An 18635-nucleotide genomic window follows, 5' to 3' on the forward strand; every position below is an offset into this window, starting at 1 on the left:
CGTTATCGTTAACGTTCTTCGCGAGCAAGCTTGCTCCTACAGATTTTATCCAGTCCCACCACCATCAAAGCAACCAGCACAAACCCCGCCAGAATCCCCCCGGCATTGATAAACACCTGTGGATAACCCAACGTGGCAACGTCAATGAACGGGTATTGATACAGCCCCCACACATACCCGCGCAACAACGCATACGCGAAGTACACCAGCGGGTAAATCACCCACAGCCCAATGTGCGTGAAGCGCAAGCGGCCCTTGGGCACGCACCACCACCAATAGGCGACAAACACCAACGGCATCACATCGTGCAGCAACTCGTCCGCCACAAACTGAACGCCCGCAGGCGCCCACATATGCCGTAGCAACAGGCTGTAAGCGAGGCTGACCACGACAATGCTCACGGCGATCCCGCTGCTGACCACCGGCCCCAGGAAAAACCGGCCCGCCGCAGATGGCCGTTGCACCCACGCATGGGTCAACACCACCGCCACCAGGGTGTTGGTGAGCACGGTAAAGAAGCTGAAAAAATTCACCAGGCCCGGCAACAGGCTGGCGCCATCGACCCAGCGAAAATAGAAGATGATGTACTGCTGCAGCGCCAGGCCAACCCAACCGCCAAGGGCTGCCAGGCCGATAAGGTGACGTTTCACCTCAGTTATCGACCGGCCGCTTGGTGCGCATTAACTTCACGTACAAGCCCTCGACCTTCTCCCGCGCCCACGGCGTCTTGCGCAGGAACGACAGGCTCGACTTGATGCTCGGGTCACTGGAAAAACAGCGCACATTGATGCGCTCGGCCAGGCCTTCCCATTGGTAATGCGCCACCAGCGCGGTGAGAACCTGTTCCAGGGTGACGCCGTGCAGTGGGTCTTTGTTTGTCGCGGTCATGCCGGGCCTTTTGCAAAAAGAAGAAACCAAGCCGCGCACCTTAGCGGACGGGCCGGGCCGGTGGAAGCACCGCTTTAACTGTAGACGCATAAACCTGTAGGAGCCGGCTTGCCGGCGATAGCAGTCTTGAGCCATGCACGGCGCTCGGGAACGCCATCGCTGGCAAGCCTACTCCTACAGGGCTTTCGGGAAAGTTCCGCTTGGCAGGCAAAAAAGTGATGTTATATTGTAACGATAACTATTGAAGGGTATCGAATCCCTTACCGTTTTGAGCCTTCTCTTTTTTTGCCGTTTGCCAAGGAACGACCGATGTCCCTCTCTTCTCTGTGGCGCCTCACCCCGCTTGCCGCCGCCCTGTTGATCACCTCCCAGGCCAACGCCCTGGAGCTGCAACCCCAAGTCATCACCGGCAACCCGCTGGGCAGCGAAACCCTCGCCTCACCCACCACCGTGCTCGAAGGCGATGACCTGACCCTGCAACAAAAAGGCAGCCTGGGTGAAACCCTGAACAAGCAGCCCGGCGTGTCGTCGTCGTACTTCGGCCCGGGGGCCAGCCGGCCGATCATCCGTGGCCAGGACGGCGACCGCATTCGCATCCTGCGCAACGGCGTGGGCGCGCTGGATGCCTCGTCGCTGTCCTATGACCACGCCGTGCCGCTGGACCCGGTAAACGTCGACCGCATCGAAATCGTGCGCGGGCCGGCTGCCCTGCTGTATGGCGGCAGCGCCATCGGTGGTGTGGTGAATACCTTCGACAACCGCATACCCACCGAAGCCATCGAAGGCATCCACGGTGCCGGTGAATTGCGCTACGGCGGCGCCGACACTACGCGCAGCAGCGCCGGCAAACTGGAAGCCGGCAACGGTACCTTCGCCTTGCACCTGGACGCCAGCGCTCGGGAATTCAACGACCTTAAAATCCCTGGGTTTGCCCGCAGCCGCCACGCGCCGGAAAGCGAAGACGGTGAAGGCAAGAACAGGCGCCTGGGCAACAGCAACGGGCGCCAGGACGGCGGTGCAGTCGGTGGCTCCTACACCTGGGACGACGGTTACGCGGGGCTGTCCTACAGCAACTACGACAGCAACTACGGCTCCCCGGCCGAGCAGGACGTACGCATCCGCATGAAGCAGGATCACTACGCCTTTGCGTCCGAGATCCGCAACCTGCAAGGCCCATTCACCTCGGTAAAATTCGACGCTGGGTATACCGATTACCAGCACATGGAAATCGAAGGCGGCGAGACCGGCACTACCTTCAAGAACAAGGGCTACGAAGCCCGGGTGGAAGCCCGGCACTTGCCGATCGGGCCCTTCAACGGCGTGGTGGGCGCGCAAGTCAGCCGCAATGAATTCTCGGCCCTGGGTGAAGAAGCCTTCGTCCCGCAGACCGACACCAATGCCGGCGCGCTGTTTATCCTCGAAGAAATGCAAGCCACCGAGCGCCTCAAGTTGAGCCTCGGCGGGCGCCTGGAACACACCAGCGTCGACCCGGACGGCAAGGGCAACGAGCGTTTTGCCAACGCCAACACGTCCGCCGATTTCACCGCCGGCAGCCTGTCGTCCGGCGCGGTGTATACCCTCACGCCGATCTGGTCGCTGGCCGCCACCCTTGGCTACACCGAGCGCGCCCCGACGTTCTACGAGCTGTATGCCAACGGCGCCCACGTCGCCACCGGCACCTATGAACTGGGCGATGCCAACCTGTCGAAGGAAAAGGCCGTGTCCAGCGACCTGGCGCTGCGCTTTGACAACGGCACCCACAAGGGCAGCTTCGGGGTGTTCTACAGCCACTTCTCCAACTACATCGGGCTGCTGGGCAGTGGTCGCACCTTGAATGACGAAGGTGAAGAAGACGCCGGCGGTATCCCTGAGTACAAATACTCCGGCGTACGGGCGCGATTCGCAGGCTTTGAAGCCCAGGATCACATCAAGCTGGGGGAAGGTGCCTACGGCAAGTTTGCGCTGGAGCTGTCGGGCGACTACACCCGCGCTACCAACCTGGACACGGGTGAGGCGCTGCCACGGATTGCGCCGCTGCGTTTGAACAGCGGTTTGTTGTGGGAACTGGACCGCTGGCAGGCGCGGATCGATGTCGAGCACGCAACGGGGCAAGGCCGGGTGCCGGATAACGAAAGCGGCACCGACGGCTACACCACCTTGGGCGCCAGCGCCGGCTACCGCTTCAATGTGGGCGGCAGCCAGTGGCTGGCATTTGTTAACGGTGAAAACCTGACGAACCAGACCGTGCGCTATGCGAGTTCGATCCTGCGGGACATCGCCCCGGCGCCGGGCCGGAGTGTGCAGGTCGGTCTGCGTACCACTTTTTAAAAGCTGATTGAAACCTCTGTGGCGAGGGAGCTTGCTCCCGCTGGGCTGCGCAGCGGCCCCAAAATAGTGGGAGCGCTACGCACTCCAGCGGGAGCAAGCTCCCTCGCCACAATAAGCACCTTTGCTACAGTCCCGGTGCTTACGCTTAACTAGTAACGTGCATCCACCGGCTTGCCACCCTTGGGCCAGTCCTTCACCTTGTCCGGGAAATCCGGCCTTGGCTGTTGGGAGAAGTACGCCGCCACATCCACCGCCTCCTGATCCGACAACCCGCCCTGCCCCAACGGGAATTTCTCGTGGAAGCCAATCGGCATATTGCGCTTAACAAACGCTGCCGCCGTGTACAGCCGCGCCATCCCCGCCCCGATATTGAACGACTGCTCGCCCCACAATGGCGGGTACACCCGCTCGCCATCCGCACGCGTCAGGCCTTGGCCGTTGTCGCCATGGCACACCGCGCATTGTTTGGCGTAGACCTGCTTGCCATTTTCCATATCCGGTTTGATCGCCGGGTCGACCTTGCCCACCCCGCGCCCGGCGACTTTGTCTTCAGGCTGGGTGTTGTTTTTCATCCAGTCGAAGTACGCCACCATCGCCTGCATATCCGCCGACTCCGGTGGCAATGGCTTGCCGTTCATCGAGCGCCGGAAGCAGCCGTTGATCCGCTCTTCCAGGCTCACCACCTTGCCCGCACGCGGCGCATAGCTGGGGAAAAACGCCGAGACGCCCACAAACGGCGAACCCTGCGCCACGGTGCCTGCGTTGAGATGGCAACTGGTGCAGTTCAGCGAGTTGCCAACGTTATTGGGCAGCAGTTCCTTGGTTTGCAGGTGCAAGCGCATGCCGCGTACCACCTGCTCGGCATTCGGTGCGGCCAACAACTCCGCCAGGCGCGGGGTTTCAAACGCCGAAGAATCAGTGGTGACCGGGTTGAGTTGGCCGCGCATTTTCTTCACTTGGGCAGCTGTGATGGACGTACCTTCGTTGCCCCAACTGCTGCGCACAAAGCTGAGGATTTCAGCGATTTCCTGATCCGCCAGCCGGGCAAACCCGGGCATGGTGTAGACCCGTGGATGGGTCGCCGTCTCAGCGGTTTCCCAGCCGGTAAGGGTGATGTGCAGCAGTGAGGCAGGGTTGTTTGACGCAACGCCCGGGTTGCCCGCCAGCCGTGGGAACAAGCCTTTCACCCCGCCTCCGTCGCTGCGGTGGCAGTCACTGCAAAACTGCATGTAGCCCAGGCCCCCACGACTGGTGAACAGGTCCTTGGGCGGTGCGACGGGTTCGTGCGTCACGGTGGGCATTGGCAGGTCATCCTTGCCCGGTGGCAGGGATTTCAAATAGGTCGCGATGGCCGTCAGGTCACCTTCAGTGAAGTGCTGGGTGCTGTGGTGAATCACATCGGCCATGTTGCCCGAGACCGTGGCAAAGCGGTTCTGCCCGGTCTTGAGCAATTGCACGGTGTCATCCACCGTCCACAGGTTGCGCAGGCTCAAGGCGCGCCAATGTTCGACAGTCTCCCCGGCCAGGTAATGCTGGCCGCTGCGGCCCGCATCGCTCATGGCTTTTTCCTGGAACGCGATGCCCCGCGGGGTGTGGCATGAGCCGCAGTGCCCAAGCCCCTGGACCAGATAAGCGCCACGGTTGAGCACTTCATCCTTGTCTGGGTCGGGCGCGAACGGCTGCTTGTCGAGGAACGCGAAATTCCACAGCGCCAGGCCCCAGCGCTGGTTGAACGGGAAGCCCATCTCGGCTTCCAGGTTTGGTTTGTTCACCGCCTCCACGCCCTGCATCAAGTAGGCGAATAGCGCACGCATATCGCTTTCGCTCATCTTCGCGTACGACGGATATGGCATCGCCGGGTACAGGTTCTGCCCGGCTGGCGTCACGCCTTCACGCATCACCCGGTCGAACTGCTCGAAGGTGTACTGGCCGATGCCCGTGTCGCGGTCGGGGGTGATATTGCTCGAATAAATCGTGCCCATCGGCGTGTTCAGCTCCAGCCCGCCGGCCATTGGCGCGCCTTGCCTGGCCGTGTGGCAGGCGATGCAGTCGCCCAGTTGGGCAACGTATTTGCCCTGTTCGATCAGCGTGGGGTCGGCTTCGTTGGCGTGCAGGGGAAGGGACAGACACAGCATCACCCCCACAAGGCCCAGACGTGACAGGGGAAAAATCATCGCGCTATTCCTTTAATAACCAGGGCCTGGGGTGGTCCCCTCGGCGCAGGTCTGCAATCGTTTTTATTGGGTCATCAGGCAGATAACCGGGGCATGGTCAGCCCCAGCTTCGTTGTAGCGGATTTTTTGCGCGCAGCCCTTGATGTGGGTCAGGGCCGGGACGGATCACACACCTGTGGGAGCCGGGCTTGCCCGCGATGCAGACGACTCGGTACATCAGTAACACCGAGGTGATGCCATCGCAGGCAAGCCAGCTCCCACAGTTGATCTGCGGTGTTTCAGAGGATCAGGCGTGTTTCAGGTAGCGAGCGGCGTCGAGTTCGATCATCACCGGCTGGCGGGTGCCGGCCAGTTCCTGCAGCAGAGTGTGCAGGGCCTGCGGGGTGTCGACTGCGTGGTGGGCGATATGGAAACTGCGGGCCATGGCGGCAAAGTCCGGGGTCATGATGTCGACGCCCAGCGGCGGTATTTCGCGGGCTTGCATGTAGTCGCGAATCTCGCCGTAGCACTGGTTGTTCCACAGCACCATGATCACACCCACATCGGCCTCGCGAGCAGCGATCAGTTCGGCGCAGGAGAACTGCATGCCGCCGTCGCCCACCAGCGCCACCACCGGGCGTTCGGGCTTGGCCAGCTTCGCACCGATGGCCGCCGGCAAACCGTAGCCGAGGGTACCGTAGCCGGTGCCGGCGTTGAACCAGCTGTTGGCCGCGGGCGCCTGGTAACCCACCGCGCCCTGGTACACCGGCTGGGTCGAATCGCCGACGATCAGCGGGTCCACCAGGCTGTCGCGCAGCAGGTCGAGCAAACCTTGCAGGCCCTGTTGCTTGGCGTTCCAGCTGTCGCGCTCAATCCGGTTGACCCGCTGCACACTGCCCTGCGCCCAACTGCCGGACGCGGCTTGCGGCTTGACCTGTTCAAGCAACGCCCGCAAGCCTTCGCCGGCATCGCCCACCAGGCCGACATGGGCTCGCTGCACACCCATGACTTGCATCGGGTCGATGTCCAGGCGAATCAGCGGTGCCTTGAATTTCAGCGGGCCGAGGCCGAAGAAGTCGTAGTCGGTTTCTCCCAGTTCGGTGCCCACCGCGAGGATCACATCAGCCTCGTCAAACAACGAGCGACCGTGGCGGGATGACTGCACGCCGTCCAGCAACAACGGGTGGTTCATCGGCAACAAGCCCCGGGCATTGGTGGTCAGCGCCACCGGCGCCTGCAGGCGCTCGGCCAGTTGCTGCAATACCTGGGCGCAGTCACGGGCACCGCCGCCGGCGAGGATCAACGGGCGACGTGCTTCGTTGAGCAACTGAAGGGCGGCGGCCAGCGAGGCAGGCGCCGGAGCTGGTGCGCCGGGCAGGCTACGGGGCATCAGGTTGAGGTCGACGGCGGGCATGTCCAGCACGTCCAGCGGGATTTCCAGGTGCACCGGCCGCGGGCGTGCACATTTGAACACTGCAAACGCGCGGGCGAGGATTTCCGGGAGTTGCGCGGGGGATTGCAGCGTGTGGCTGAAGGCGCACACCCCGGCGACCATCGCGCGCTGGTCCGGCAGTTCATGCAGGTGGCCGTGGCCCAGGCGCAAGTGTTCGCGGCGGTTGGTGGTGGAAATCACCAGCATCGGGATCGAGTCGGCGTAGGCCTGGCCCATGGCGGTGAGGATGTTGGTCATGCCGGGGCCGGTGATGATGAAACACACACCGGGCTTGCCGCTGGCGCGGGCGTAACCGTCGGCCATGAAGCCCGCGCCCTGCTCGTGGCGCGGGCTGATATGGCGCAGACGGCTGCCATGCAGGCCGCGGTAGAGTTCAACGGTGTGCACGCCGGGGATGCCAAAGACGGTGTCTACGCCATAACCCTCCAGCAGGCGCACCAGTGACTGGGCACAGGTGGTCATTGCTCACTCCTTTTTATTGTTCTGTGTCGATGTGCCGGACCATAGGGCGCACAAAGCGGGGGAACAATCGAAAAATTTCACCACCACTGCCGAAAAAAATTCACAGGTCATGCCATCAACTGAGTAAACCGCTGCCCAACTGCAACTTCACCCATTCCCCAAACGCCTGCACCACCGGCCGCTCCACCTTCTGCTGGTCTGCCACCAGGTAATACCCGCGATTGGACTCGATCTGCGTCTCGAACGGCCGCACCAGCCAGCCCTTGGCCAACGCCTCGCCGCTGATCAGGTTGTCGCCCATGGCGATCCCCTGGCTGGCAATGCACGCCGACTGCACAAAATGCGCATCGGCAAACACGATGCCGCGCTGCACATCTACATTCGGCGCCCCGGCGGCGGCCAGCCACACGCGCCAGTCGGAGTAGTCGATCATGTGCAACAGCGGCGCGCCCACCAGGTTTTCCGGGGTTTTGAGCCCGCCCATGGTGTTGACCAGGCGCGGGCTGCACACAGGGAAATAGCGCAGCGACACGATCTTCTGCACATGCTGGTTCGGCCAGTCGCCCATGCCGTAGGCCACGAACAGGTCGGCGTTCTGGTCGCTGGTGTCGTCCGGGGTGCGTGGCGAAATCAGGTGCAATTCCACCTGCGGGTACAGCGCCTGAAAATCCGCGATATGGGTACACAACCAATACGTCGCAAAACCCGCCGGGCTGCTGATGCACAGGCGCCCGTTGACCTGCTGGCCGTCAAAGCGCTGCCCGGCTTCGAGGATATTCGCCAGCAGCAGGTGGATGTCCCGGGCATAGCTCTCGCCCTGCCAGGTGATGCGAATGCTGCGCCCGGTGCGCTCAGTCAGGGCAAAACCGAGGGTTTGCTCCAGGCTCTTGATCTGGTGGCTGATGGCGCTGGGGGTCAGGTTCAGCTCAGTGGCGGCGTCCGACACGCTGCCCAGCCGAGCCACCGCGTCCAGCGCCCGCAAGGCGGTCATGGAGGGGTAACGCATAGGTCTTCACCGGCAGGTATTTTTGCGCACCATAGCCCTAATCCGGCGCCAGACATAGCTACAGCGCCGGGAAGTTTTCAGCAGGACAGTTGAATTAAATTTCAAGGTCGGGCGAAAAATCCTCGATTGACCTCAAAGGGCCAGTAGCTATGCTCGACCTCCATCACGGCGCCCCCGTGAGGCCGCTTACCTTACAAAAACAAGAGGGATAACCCTTGCACGCGCAGCCCAATTCCGTCACTCCGGTGGTCGCCATCGACGCTCTGCACAAGAGCTACGCCGCACATCACGTTCTCAAAGGCATCTCCCTGCGCGCCAACGAAGGCGAAGTGGTGTCGCTGATCGGCTCCAGCGGCTCGGGCAAAAGCACCCTGCTGCGCTGCATCAACCTGCTGGAGATCCCTTGCAGCGGCAGCCTGCGCATCAACGGCGAAGAAGTGCGGCTGAAAAAGGACCGCGCCGGCAACCCGGTGGTTGCCGACCCGAATCAGGTGGCGCGGCTGCGCACCCAACTGTCGATGGTGTTCCAGAGTTTCAACCTGTGGCCCCACCGCACCGTGCTGGAAAACGTCATCGAAGCGCCGGTGTACGTGCTCGGCGAAGACCGCAAGGACGCCATCGCTCACGGCGAACACTTGCTGGAAAAAGTCGGCCTGGCGGACAAGCGCGATGCATTCCCCGCCTTCCTCTCCGGCGGCCAGCAACAGCGCGTAGCCATCGCCCGCGCCCTGGCCATGCGCCCTCGCGTGCTGTTAATGGATGAGCCCACTTCGGCCCTCGACCCGGAGCTGGTGGGCGAAGTGCTCAAGGTCATCCAGGGCATCGCCGAAGAGGGCCGCACCATGATTCTGGTCACCCACGAAATGGCCTTTGCCCGTGACGTGTCGAGCAAGGTGATGTTCCTGCACCAGGGCTTGGTAGAAGAAGAAGGCACGCCACAAAAAGTCTTCCAGAATCCCGATAGCGAGCGCTGCCGCCAGTTCGTCATGGCCCAGGACAATCGCGTTTGATCGCTCCAACACTGCCCCCCAAAAACAACTCAAACAGGGTAATCCCATGCAAAAGCTGATCAAGACTCTCACCGCCGGCTGCCTGTTCGCACTTGCTGCCCACAACGCCGTGGCCGCCGAAAAAATCGTCTTCGGTATCGCCCTGGAACCTTACCCGCCGTTCTCCGAAAAGGCCGGCAACGGTGCCTGGAGCGGTTTCGAGCCAGAACTGATCAAGGCCCTGTGCGAGCGCCTGCAAGCCCAGTGCCCGCTCAAGGAGGTGTCCTGGGACGGGCTGATCCCGGCGCTGACGTCCAAGCAGATCGACGTAATCCTCAACTCCATGAGCATCACCGAAGAGCGTGAAAAGGTCGTCGACTTCACCGCGCCCTACTACCAGACACCGGCGATGTGGGTCGCCGATGCCAGCCTGGACCTGGCCACCACGCCCGAAGGCCTGAAAGGCAAAGTCATCGGCGTACAAGGCTCGACCTCCAACGCCACCTACCTCAAGGCCTACTACGCCCAGGGCTCGACCCTGCGCTACTACACCACCCAGGACGACATGACCGCCGACCTGCAAAGCGGGCGCATCGACGTGATGCTGGCCGACGCGCTGACCATCGAGCCGCTGCTTAAATCCGCCGGCGGCAGCGGCCTGGCCGACAAAGGCCTGGCGCCGAAAGACCCGCTGTTCGGTTCCGGTATCGGCGCCGCCGTGCGCAAGGGTGACGACGCCCTCAAGCAGCAACTCAACGGTGCGCTGGCGGCGATGAAGGCCGACGGCACCTACGACAAGATCCGCAGCCGCTACTTCAGCGTCGACATCTCTGCGCAGTAACGCCCGGCGGAAAAAATCATGATTTCTTTGTCCGAACTTTCCCAGCTGTTCGTCGCCGACGGCTGGCTTCACGCCCTGCTAGAGGGCGCGGTGGTGACCCTGCAGATTTCCGCCGGGGCCTTTGTGCTGGGCCTGGCCATCGGCTTGCTGGTGGCCATGATCAAACTCAAGGGCCCGCGCTGGCTGGTGCGCCTGGCCAATGCCTACACCACGCTGTACCGCGCGGTGCCGGAGTTACTGCTGATTCTGCTGCTGTACTACGCCGGTACCGACCTGCTGAACATCACCATGGCCGCCATGGGGCGCGACAGCGTCACGGTCAACGGTTTTGCCGCCGCCGTGCTGGTGCTGGGGATCGTGCAGGGCGCGTATTCGGCGGAGATTATCCGCGGCGCGATCCAGGCGATTCCGGTGGGCCAGATTGAAGCGGCGCGGTCCTTCGGGATCGAGCGCTGGTTGCTGCTGCGCCGGGTGCTGCTGCCGAGCATGTTGCCGTTCGCCATGGCCGGCCTGTCGAACCTGTGGCTGGTGCTGGTCAAGGACAGCGCGCTGATCAGCATCGTCGGCTACAGCGAACTGCTCTCGGTGGGCAAGCAGGCTGCCGGCTCCACCAAGCATTACCTGGTGTTCTACCTGGCGGTGGCGGCGGTGTATTTCGTCATCACGCTGATTTCCAACGGCGCGTTCCGGGTGTTCGAGCGCCGGATCAACCGCTGGATGCCACAGCACTGAGGAGCACGGCGGATGGACTTTTCCTGGATCAACAGTTTTACCGGCGAGCTGCTGCACGGCCTCGGCATCACCCTGAAGTTGCTGGTGCTGTCGGGCATCTTCGGTTTTGCGCTGGCGGTGCTGGTGGCGTTGGGGCGCTTGTCGTCCAACCCGCTGATCAGCGGCCCGTTGCGCGCCTACACCGCCGTGTTTCGCGGCACGCCGCTGCTGGTGCAGATCTACATCCTGTACTACGGCGTGGGCAGTGTGTTTGCCAGCTACCCGCTGATTCGCGGCAGTTTTCTGTGGCCATACCTGCGCGAAGGCTTCTGGTACGTGGCCCTGGCGCTGGTCTTGTGCGTAGGTGCCTACGTCGGCGAAGTGCTGCGTGGCGCTTTGCGGGCCGTGCCAAAGGGCGAGCTGGAAGCGGCGCGGGCCTTTGGCATGAAGCGAATGATGGTGCTGCGCCGGGTGTGGTTGCCGCGTGCACTGGAGCTGGTCAAGCCAACGCTGGTAGGCGAGACAGTGCTGCTGCTCAAGGCCACCGCGCTGGCGTCCACCGTGGCCGTCACCGACTTGCTGGGCGCCGCCAACCTGGTACGGGCGCAGACTTTGCGCGTGTATGAGCCGCTGCTGGCGGTGGCGCTGATCTACATTGTGTTGGCGTTCGTGATCGAACACGGCTTCTCGCGCTGGGGCAAGGTCCCGCAGCGCCAGGCTTGAATCAATTTTGCTTTAAGGAGAACAAGGATGCGTTATTCCCCGTTTGTCGAACGCATTAGCGGCGAGTCCGTCAGCGCCTGGGATATTCACTACGCGGCTGTCGAGGCCCGGGGCCGTGGCGAGGACGTGATCGTACTCAGCGTGGGCGACCCGGACTTCGCCACCGACAGCGCGATTTGCGAAGCCGCCGTCGACGCACTGCGTGCCGGTGACACCCACTACACCCACGTGCTCGGCCGCCCGGCCCTGCGCGAAGCCATCGCCGCCAAGCAAAGCCGGCTGCAAGGCGTCGCGGTGCACGCCGACAATGTCGCGCTGGTGGCCGGTGCGCAGAACGGTTTGTTTGCCGCCTCGTTGTGCCTGTTCAGCCATGGCGATGAAGTGTTGGTGCCAGAACCGATGTACCTGACCTACGAGGCCTGCATCCACGCATCCGGTGCGCGCATCGCGACCATCGAGCAACCGGCGGCCAACGGTTTTCGCCTGACCCGCGCGGCATTGGAAGCGGCGATTACCGCCAAGACCCGGGGCATCGCCCTGGCCACGCCCTGCAATCCGACCGGCAACGTCTACAGCCGTGAAGAGCTGGAAATGATCGCCCAGGTGGCGCGCCAATACGACCTGTGGGTGATCTCCGATGAAGTCTACGGGCAGATCACCTACGACCATGAACACCTGAGCATCGCCTCGTTGCCGGGCATGGCCGAGCGCACCGTGGTGCTCAACAGCCTGTCGAAAACCCACGCCATGACCGGCTGGCGCGTGGGCTGGGTGGTGGGGCCAAAACCGCTGATCGGGCATCTGGATAACCTGCTGCTGTGCATGCTGTACGGCCTGCCGGGGTTTATCCAGGAAGCCGCGATCAAGGCGCTGGAAGTGGATGATGCCGTGGTCAGTGATGCACGGGCGGTGTATCGCCGGCGGCGTGACCTGGTGGTGCAAGGCTTGAGCGCGATCACCGACCTGGACTGCCGCGTGCCCCAGGCCGGGATGTTCATGCTGGTAGATGTACGCCGCACCGGGCTGACCAGCATGGACTTTGCCTGGCAGCTGTTTCGCGCCACCGGCGTCTCGGTGCTCGACGCCCAGGCCTTTGGCGCCAGCGCCGAGGGTTTTGTGCGGATTTCCTTCACCGTCGCCGATGACACCCTCAAGGACGCCTGCCAGCGCATTGCCGGGTTTGTTCAGGGCCTGCGGGCCAATCGCTGATCCACTGACGAAACCCAATCACTGTGGGAGCTGGCTTGCCTGCGATGCAAGCACCTCGGTTTCTCAGTAACACCGAGGTGATCCTATCGCGGGCAAGCCCGGCTCCCACACAAGCCAGTTCCCACAGTTGATCGTCGCCGCTTTGAATATCGAGGTTTACCCCGTGACTGCTTCCGACCAATTCAATTCCACCCACTCCGCTGTCAGCCCCCACGCTGACCTGGTGCTGCACAACGCTCGTCTCTATACCCTCGACCCGACCCAGCCGTGGGCCGAGGCCGTGGCGATTCGCGACGGGCGCCTGATCGCCGTGGGCAACTTCGCACAAGTGCAAAGCCTGATCGGCCCGCACACCCGCCAGCACGACCTGCAAGGCGCGTTCTGCATGCCGGGCCTGCACGACATGCACACTCACCCCGACCTGGCGCTGGCCCCGCGCTACAGCGATGACCTGGACGTGGGCATCGAAGACCCGACCCCGCAGCAACTGGCGGTGTCGATCCACGCCTATGCCGACAGCCACCCGGGCAACGGCTGGATCTACGGCCAGTACTGGGTGCGCTACACCTTCCGCGAAGCCGGCCAGACGCCGGGCCGCGACTGGCTCGACAGCATCATGCCAGACCGCCCGGTGGCCCTGCTGGACCGGATGTGGGGCACCATGATGGTCAACTCCAAGGCCCTGGAGCTGGCCGGCATCGACCGCCACACCGCTGACCCGCGCAACGGCTACATGGAGCGCGACGAACTCACCGGCGAGCCCACCGGCCTGCTGATCGACGGCGCCTACGCACTGATCCACGCGGCCATGCCGCCAACCCCGGTAGACGTGTTGCGCCGCGCCTATCGCGACGGTGTGCATTTCCAAAGCTCGCATGGGGTAACGGCGACCAAGTACGTGCACGTCTGCGAGCGGCGCCTGGACGCCCTCAAGGAACTGGACGATGCCGGCGAACTGACCCTGCGGGTGGAAGCCGCCATCAGTTGGCAGGACGATATTTTCCCGGTGCGCCGGCGCTGGGAATTGCTCGGTGGCGAGCGGCACTACTACCGCAGCGCGCGCCTGAACGCCAACGCGGTGAAGTTCCACTTCGACGGTACCGTGGAGCCCAAGTCCTCATACCTGATGACCCCGTGGGAGGCCAACTCCACCTGGCGCGGCAAGCTCAACCTGACCCCGGAACACATCACCGACATGGTGGTGGACATGGACCGCCGTGGCCTGCGGGTGATCGCCCACTGCACCGGCGACGGCGCCTCCGATGTGTTCCTGGATGCGGTGGCCGAAGCCCGGCGAGTCAACGGTGACAGCGGGATTCGTCACCAGTGCGCCCACAGCACGTTGCTGCACCCGGGCAACCTCAAGCGCTTCAAGACGCTGAACGTGATCGCCGAATTTTCCCCGGCCGCCTGGTACCCGACACCATTCGCCAGCGGCGCGCGCAGCGGTTACGGCCAGGAACGCCTCAAGCGCATCTACGATTTCAAAGGCGTGCTGGCCGAAGGCGGCCTGGCGGTGATGGGCACCGATTGGCCGGTGGCGTCGATCGACCCGTGGCTGGCCCTGGAAACCATGGTCACCCGCCAGAACCCATGGAACCAGGAGCCGGAGTGCTTCGGCGAACCCATCACCCTGGAGCAGGCGCTGCAAGTGGCGACCCTCAACGGCGCCCACGCCATGGGCCTGGAACACTCCACCGGCAGCCTGCAAGTGGGCAAGTCGGCCGACCTGATCGTGCTCGACCGCGACCTGTTCGCCCAGCCTGCACGCAATTACATCCACCAGACCCAGGTGCAACTGACGTTTGTCGAAGGCCGCCCGGTGTACGACCGCCTCGGCACCTTTGCCGACACCTCGCTGCAAGCGGTGTGGCAAGGCTTGCCGCCGGTGATCGAATGAACGCCGAGAGCATCGCGGTGACGGTGGTGGCCGGGTTCCTCGGCGCCGGCAAGACCACCCTGCTCAACCGTATGGCCCAGCAACCGCAGTACGGGCGCATGGCGGTGATCGTGAATGATTTTGGCGAGCTGAATATCGATGCCGCGATCATCGCCGAAGTCACCGACGCGGTGGTCAGCCTGCAAAACGGCTGCATCTGCTGCACCGTGCAGGAAGACCTGCTGGCGCAACTGGTGAGCCTGACGCAACTGCGCCCGCGCCTGGACCGGATCGTCATCGAGTGCAGCGGGGTTTCCGACCCGCAACGCATCGTGCAAACCCTGGGTTACCCACAGCTCAAGGCGCAGTTGCACCTGGACACGGTGATCACCCTGGTGGACGCCAGCGGTTACCGGGCACTCGAAGGTGAGTTCGCGCGCCTGTCCCGGGCCCAGGTGGCCTGTGCCGACCTGGTTCTACTGAACAAGGCCGACCTGGTCAGCGCCGCCGAACTGGAAACCCTGCGCACCGATATCAGTGGCCGGGCGCGGGTGTTGAGTACGGTGCAGGCGATGGTGCCAGATGCCCTGCTGCTGGGCGAACGCACTGAGCGCAACGGCTTGAGCCCGGTGCTGCCGCGCCACGACCAACTGTTTGAAAGCTGGGTGTGGCAAGGCAACAAGCCGCTGCCCGCCAAGGCCTTGCGCGACTGGCTGGGGCAACTGCCCAAGGACCTGTTCCGGCTTAAAGGCCTGGTGCATTTGCAAGGCAACGACCAACCCTTCTGGCTGCAACACGTGGGCAGCCGCAGCCAATTCACCCTGGCCAACGGGCAAGCGCCGGAGCTCGCCGTGCAACTGGTATTTATCGCCCGGCGCGGCAGTGGCTTGCGTGAAGGGCTGGACGCTCAGTTGAGTGCCCTGCAAGGCTTGTGATGCCTGTGGACAACAGGCATAAAGACGCTCCCTTCCCGGTTCGTTTCAAAGGAGCAGCATGTCCCAAGGATTGACCTATCGCCAGGCGCACCTGGATGACCTGCACACCCTGTGCGTGCTCGGCCAGCCGTTGAACCGCCTGCACCACCAGGAACGGCCCGATATCTACCGTGACGCCACCGACCAGGTGGAGCGCGACCAGTCCCATTGGCGGCCCTGCCTCACCAGCCGGGTGCAGGCGGTGTTTCTGGCCGAGCAGCAAGGTGCAGGCATCGGGTTTATCACCGTGCAAATCATCGAGACGGCCAGCCCGTTGCTGGAGCCACTGCGCGTCGCCCGGATCGGCTCGATCTGCGTACTGGAGGCCCAGCGTGGCCAGGGCATTGGCCGTGAACTGATGGCGCTCGCCGAACGCTGGGCCATCCGCCAGGGCGCCAGGGATTTGCGCCTGACCGTCTGGGCCTTCAACGAACCGGCACGGCGGCTGTACGAGGAATTGGGCTACGAAACACGCGCCTTCGAAATGGGCAAGCGCCTCGGTTAAATCGATGGACAAGCCCCTTGCGCTCCCACGCTCTGCGTGGGAGCGATCAACTCACCAGTGCTCGCCACAAATGGCCATGCCTTGACGTCACCACACCCCCCCGCTGAAAATGCGCGACGCTTTTCCCGTCTCCCCGTTTACTGAAGTAGTGAAATTTCAATGTCTGATTCCCGCACCGAAGAATCCGTAGTCGCCTTGCAATCCAAAGCTGAATACGAAAACGCCATCAATCTTTCACAGCACGTGCCGGCGGCCAAGACCATCAGCGAGATGGTGCTGGACGCGTTCCACACTTCCAAGGAAAGCGACCAGATCCGCGAACTGCGCGTGGCCATCCGCCAGGCCCACGACGCCTTTGACGACGACAAGGCCTATGACCTGATGGGCGAGCTCAAGCAGCTCAAGGACGCCGAAGCCGCCGACAACGCCGCCCTCGAAGACCTCAACACCAAGTTCTCCATCAGCCGCATCCTGTCCAGCTTCAAGGACGACCCCGAGTTCCAGGAACTGGTCTACGGCCTGGCCCTGAAGGTGCTGAACCAGACCCACCAGGCCATCAGCAACCCGAGCGCCGGCAAAGGCAAGGCTTCGCGACCGAAGAAGGAAGCGGAAGTGTTCGCCATCAGCAAGGACGGCATCAGCGTCACCCTGCCGATGCGCTCACCGCGCTCCAAGCCGAATGTCGACCGTGAGGCGTTTGAGTTCCTCGGTTTCACCTTTGTGGGTGAGGGTGACGAGGCGGAACTTGAGGTTGAAACCTTTGTGGATAACTCCGGCGCCGAGCAGCCGCTGACGCGTAAAAGCATCATCACTGCACTGCAGCAGCAGACGGCGTTTGATGGCTACAGCATCGCGTAGGAGCTATGGCAGCAACATCACGTAGGAGCTGTCACGTAGGAGCTGTCGAGCGCCAGCGAGGCTGCGATGGCAGCAACATCGCAATCGCGCCAGGCACCGGCATCGCGTCGCGCCTCACGCAGCCTCGCTTAAGCTCGACAGCTGCTACGGAAGATTTGAGGCATGAAAAAGCCCCGCATTCATTAGAAGGCGGGGCTTTTGCGTTTCTACCTATTTGGAATGAAAACGCCGGTTCAACGCGATCCGTTTGGCCTGCACTTCCCGCAGGTGTTTGCGGTGACGCCGCCACAGCACCAGCACGATGATCAGCACCAGCACCACCAACCCACCGCCCCACAGCAGATACGGCATGGCCGTGATCAACAACGGCGCATCTCCACCACGACGCAGGCTCGTCACGTCGTCGGCACTGACGCTCAACGCCGGGTTGCCGAAAGTTTGCAGGCTGTAGTTGGCGATGGCGGCGATTTGCGCGTCGTTCAGGTCGCCACCCAGGGCCGGCATGCTCACGGCGCCGTCGGCACCTTTGCGGTCGATGCCCGCGATGATCGCCATCACCAGGTTGTTGGCCTGGTTGCCGTTGAGCGCGGTATTGAGGCTCAGGGACGGGTAGAACTTGTCTGCACTGCCCTGGCCATCGCGGCCGTGGCAGCTGGAGCAGGCCGAGTTGTAGAGGCGTGCGCCATCCAGGCCGGTGGCATCGGCCAATGAGGCTTGATCGCCCTGGCCGGTTTCCAGGGTGCTCATGTCCACCGGTTTGACGTCGCGCACTACGCGCTCGGTCTGCCCGGGATCGCGGATCGGCGGCACGCTGTGCAGGTAGGCGGCCATGGCGTGCAGGTCGCTGTCGCTGAGGTAGCGCAAGCTGTTTTCCACCGCTTCAGCCATCCCGCCCGCCGCCTGGGCCTTGTCGGCAAGGTGACCGTTTTTCATGAAGTTGACTAGGTCATCTTCGCTCCAGTCTCCCAGGCCGCTGACCTTGTCAGAGGTGATGTTGGGCGCGACCCAGCCGCCCAGTTTGGCTCCGGCCAGGTACTGGCTGTTGTCCTCGGCCATCAAGGCGTTACGCGGGGTGTGGCAGGCGCCGCAGTGGGCCAGGTTGTCCACCAGGTACTGGCCGCGACTGGTCTGTTCGGTGGCGCCAGGCTTGGGCACAAAACCCTGGCTGTCGAGGAACACCAGGTTCCAGCCGAACATCAGCTGGCGGATGTTGAACGGGAACGCCAGGTGCGTTTCCGGCACCGGCTGGTCCACGGCTTTGACGCCCTGTTGCAGGTACACGTACAAGGCGTGGATGTCGTCATCGCTCATGCCCTGGTACGAGGTGTACGGCATCGCCGGGTACAGATGCTGGCCCTTGGCGTTGATGCCTTTGCGCAAGGCGTCCGCCAGTTGCTGCTCGGTATAGTCGCCAATGCCATAGGCCTTGGACGGGGTGATGTTGCTGGAGATGATCTTGCCCATGGGCGAGTCGATCACATACCCACCGGCCAGCGGCGCGCCACCGTTTTCGGCGGTGCGGTGACAGGCTTCGCAGTCACCGGCACGGGCCACATAGGCACCTTTGTGAATCAGCGCAGCGGTGTCTTCAGCGGCAAACGCCGGCAATGCGGTGAGCAGCAAGGCGAGCAGTGGAAGTTTAAGCAATCCCATGAC

The 18635-nt window shown here is 63.1% G+C and carries 16 protein-coding genes; 10 read left to right on the top strand and 6 right to left on the bottom strand.

What is annotated here, in order from left to right; translation table 11 throughout:
- Positions 1-8: 8 nt before the first annotated feature.
- Both RGV33_RS26715 and RGV33_RS26720 read right to left on the bottom strand, forming a co-directional pair.
- Positions 9-650 (bottom strand): Pr6Pr family membrane protein, encoded by a 642-nt coding sequence (locus tag RGV33_RS26715; RefSeq protein WP_322147254.1) that lies wholly within the window; start codon positions 648-650, stop codon positions 9-11.
- 1 nt (position 651) lies between these two features.
- Positions 652-888, bottom strand: a complete 237-nt coding sequence (locus tag RGV33_RS26720) for a VF530 family protein (protein WP_322147255.1) — start codon at positions 886-888, stop codon at positions 652-654.
- A 309-nt stretch (positions 889-1197) separates the two neighbouring features.
- Between RGV33_RS26720 and RGV33_RS26725 the strand changes: the two genes are divergently transcribed.
- Entirely contained in the window at positions 1198-3216 is a 2019-nt protein-coding gene (locus tag RGV33_RS26725; protein WP_322147256.1) for a TonB-dependent receptor, read from the top strand.
- Between the two features lie 149 nt (positions 3217-3365).
- Here the strand turns inward: RGV33_RS26725 and RGV33_RS26730 are convergent, their stop codons facing one another.
- The 3 genes from RGV33_RS26730 to RGV33_RS26740 all read right to left on the bottom strand — a co-directional run bounded on the left by RGV33_RS26730 (position 3366) and on the right by RGV33_RS26740 (position 8290).
- Entirely contained in the window at positions 3366-5390 is a 2025-nt protein-coding gene (locus tag RGV33_RS26730; protein WP_322147258.1) for a c-type cytochrome, read from the bottom strand.
- A 286-nt stretch (positions 5391-5676) separates the two neighbouring features.
- Entirely contained in the window at positions 5677-7284 is a 1608-nt protein-coding gene (locus RGV33_RS26735) for a 5-guanidino-2-oxopentanoate decarboxylase (RefSeq protein WP_322147260.1), read from the bottom strand.
- Positions 7285-7399: 115 nt separating this feature from the next.
- Positions 7400-8290, bottom strand: coding sequence for a LysR substrate-binding domain-containing protein (locus RGV33_RS26740; RefSeq protein WP_322147262.1), 891 nt, complete (start codon positions 8288-8290; stop codon positions 7400-7402).
- 215 nt (positions 8291-8505) lie between these two features.
- Between RGV33_RS26740 and RGV33_RS26745 the strand changes: the two genes are divergently transcribed.
- The 9 genes from RGV33_RS26745 to RGV33_RS26785 all read left to right on the top strand — a co-directional run bounded on the left by RGV33_RS26745 (position 8506) and on the right by RGV33_RS26785 (position 16979).
- The gene (locus RGV33_RS26745) at positions 8506-9300 is read left to right on the top strand and encodes an ABC transporter ATP-binding protein (RefSeq protein WP_416152087.1); all 795 of its coding nucleotides are present in this window, start codon (positions 8506-8508) and stop codon (positions 9298-9300) included.
- A gap of 46 nt (positions 9301-9346) precedes the next feature.
- Positions 9347-10120 (top strand): transporter substrate-binding domain-containing protein, encoded by a 774-nt coding sequence (locus tag RGV33_RS26750; protein ID WP_322147263.1) that lies wholly within the window; start codon positions 9347-9349, stop codon positions 10118-10120.
- An 18-nt stretch (positions 10121-10138) separates the two neighbouring features.
- A complete protein-coding gene (locus tag RGV33_RS26755) occupies positions 10139-10852 on the top strand; it encodes an ABC transporter permease subunit (RefSeq protein ID WP_322147264.1) in 714 nt (237 codons plus the stop codon).
- Between the two features lie 12 nt (positions 10853-10864).
- The gene (locus RGV33_RS26760) at positions 10865-11554 is read left to right on the top strand and encodes an ABC transporter permease subunit (RefSeq protein ID WP_322147265.1); all 690 of its coding nucleotides are present in this window, start codon (positions 10865-10867) and stop codon (positions 11552-11554) included.
- A gap of 27 nt (positions 11555-11581) precedes the next feature.
- On the top strand, positions 11582-12763 hold the full coding sequence (locus RGV33_RS26765) for a pyridoxal phosphate-dependent aminotransferase (RefSeq protein WP_322147267.1): 1182 nt from the start codon (positions 11582-11584) through the stop codon (positions 12761-12763).
- Positions 12764-12926: 163 nt separating this feature from the next.
- Positions 12927-14663, top strand: coding sequence for an amidohydrolase (locus tag RGV33_RS26770; protein ID WP_322147268.1), 1737 nt, complete (start codon positions 12927-12929; stop codon positions 14661-14663).
- On the top strand, positions 14660-15577 hold the full coding sequence (locus RGV33_RS26775) for a GTP-binding protein (protein WP_322147269.1): 918 nt from the start codon (positions 14660-14662) through the stop codon (positions 15575-15577). Before RGV33_RS26770 ends, RGV33_RS26775 begins: the two co-directional genes overlap by 4 nt.
- A gap of 58 nt (positions 15578-15635) precedes the next feature.
- Positions 15636-16121 carry a GNAT family N-acetyltransferase gene (locus RGV33_RS26780; protein WP_322147270.1) on the top strand — a complete coding sequence of 162 codons (486 nt, stop codon included), beginning with the start codon at positions 15636-15638 and terminating at the stop codon, positions 16119-16121.
- Positions 16122-16280: 159 nt separating this feature from the next.
- Positions 16281-16979: a hypothetical protein gene (locus RGV33_RS26785; RefSeq protein ID WP_322147271.1), complete on the top strand. Its 699-nt coding sequence runs from the start codon at positions 16281-16283 to the stop codon at positions 16977-16979.
- Positions 16980-17189: 210 nt separating this feature from the next.
- Here RGV33_RS26785 and RGV33_RS26790 read toward each other — a convergent pair whose 3' ends face one another.
- Entirely contained in the window at positions 17190-18632 is a 1443-nt protein-coding gene (locus RGV33_RS26790; RefSeq protein ID WP_322147272.1) for a c-type cytochrome, read from the bottom strand.
- Between the last annotated feature and the right edge of the window lie 3 nt (positions 18633-18635).

Origin of the sequence: Pseudomonas sp. Bout1 (assembly GCF_034314165.1) — a bacterium.
In the GTDB taxonomy this organism is placed as follows: Bacteria; Pseudomonadota; Gammaproteobacteria; order Pseudomonadales; family Pseudomonadaceae; genus Aquipseudomonas.

Bases quoted from the DNA above. Each gene is read 5' to 3' on its own strand.
- RGV33_RS26750 (WP_322147263.1), top strand. From the start codon at position 9,347: ATGCAAAAGCTGATCAAGACTCTCACCGCCGGCTGCCTGTTCGCACTT.
- RGV33_RS26765 (WP_322147267.1), top strand. From the start codon at position 11,582: ATGCGTTATTCCCCGTTTGTCGAACGCATTAGCGGCGAGTCCGTCAGC.
- RGV33_RS26720 (WP_322147255.1), bottom strand. From the start codon at position 888: ATGACCGCGACAAACAAAGACCCACTGCACGGCGTCACCCTGGAACAG.
- RGV33_RS26755 (WP_322147264.1), top strand. From the start codon at position 10,139: ATGATTTCTTTGTCCGAACTTTCCCAGCTGTTCGTCGCCGACGGCTGG.
- RGV33_RS26785 (WP_322147271.1), top strand. From the start codon at position 16,281: ATGTCTGATTCCCGCACCGAAGAATCCGTAGTCGCCTTGCAATCCAAA.
- RGV33_RS26730 (WP_322147258.1), bottom strand. From the start codon at position 5,390: ATGATTTTTCCCCTGTCACGTCTGGGCCTTGTGGGGGTGATGCTGTGT.
- RGV33_RS26760 (WP_322147265.1), top strand. From the start codon at position 10,865: ATGGACTTTTCCTGGATCAACAGTTTTACCGGCGAGCTGCTGCACGGC.
- RGV33_RS26790 (WP_322147272.1), bottom strand. From the start codon at position 18,632: ATGGGATTGCTTAAACTTCCACTGCTCGCCTTGCTGCTCACCGCATTG.
- RGV33_RS26740 (WP_322147262.1), bottom strand. From the start codon at position 8,290: ATGCGTTACCCCTCCATGACCGCCTTGCGGGCGCTGGACGCGGTGGCT.
- RGV33_RS26725 (WP_322147256.1), top strand. From the start codon at position 1,198: ATGTCCCTCTCTTCTCTGTGGCGCCTCACCCCGCTTGCCGCCGCCCTG.
- RGV33_RS26775 (WP_322147269.1), top strand. From the start codon at position 14,660: ATGAACGCCGAGAGCATCGCGGTGACGGTGGTGGCCGGGTTCCTCGGC.
- RGV33_RS26735 (WP_322147260.1), bottom strand. From the start codon at position 7,284: ATGACCACCTGTGCCCAGTCACTGGTGCGCCTGCTGGAGGGTTATGGC.
- RGV33_RS26780 (WP_322147270.1), top strand. From the start codon at position 15,636: ATGTCCCAAGGATTGACCTATCGCCAGGCGCACCTGGATGACCTGCAC.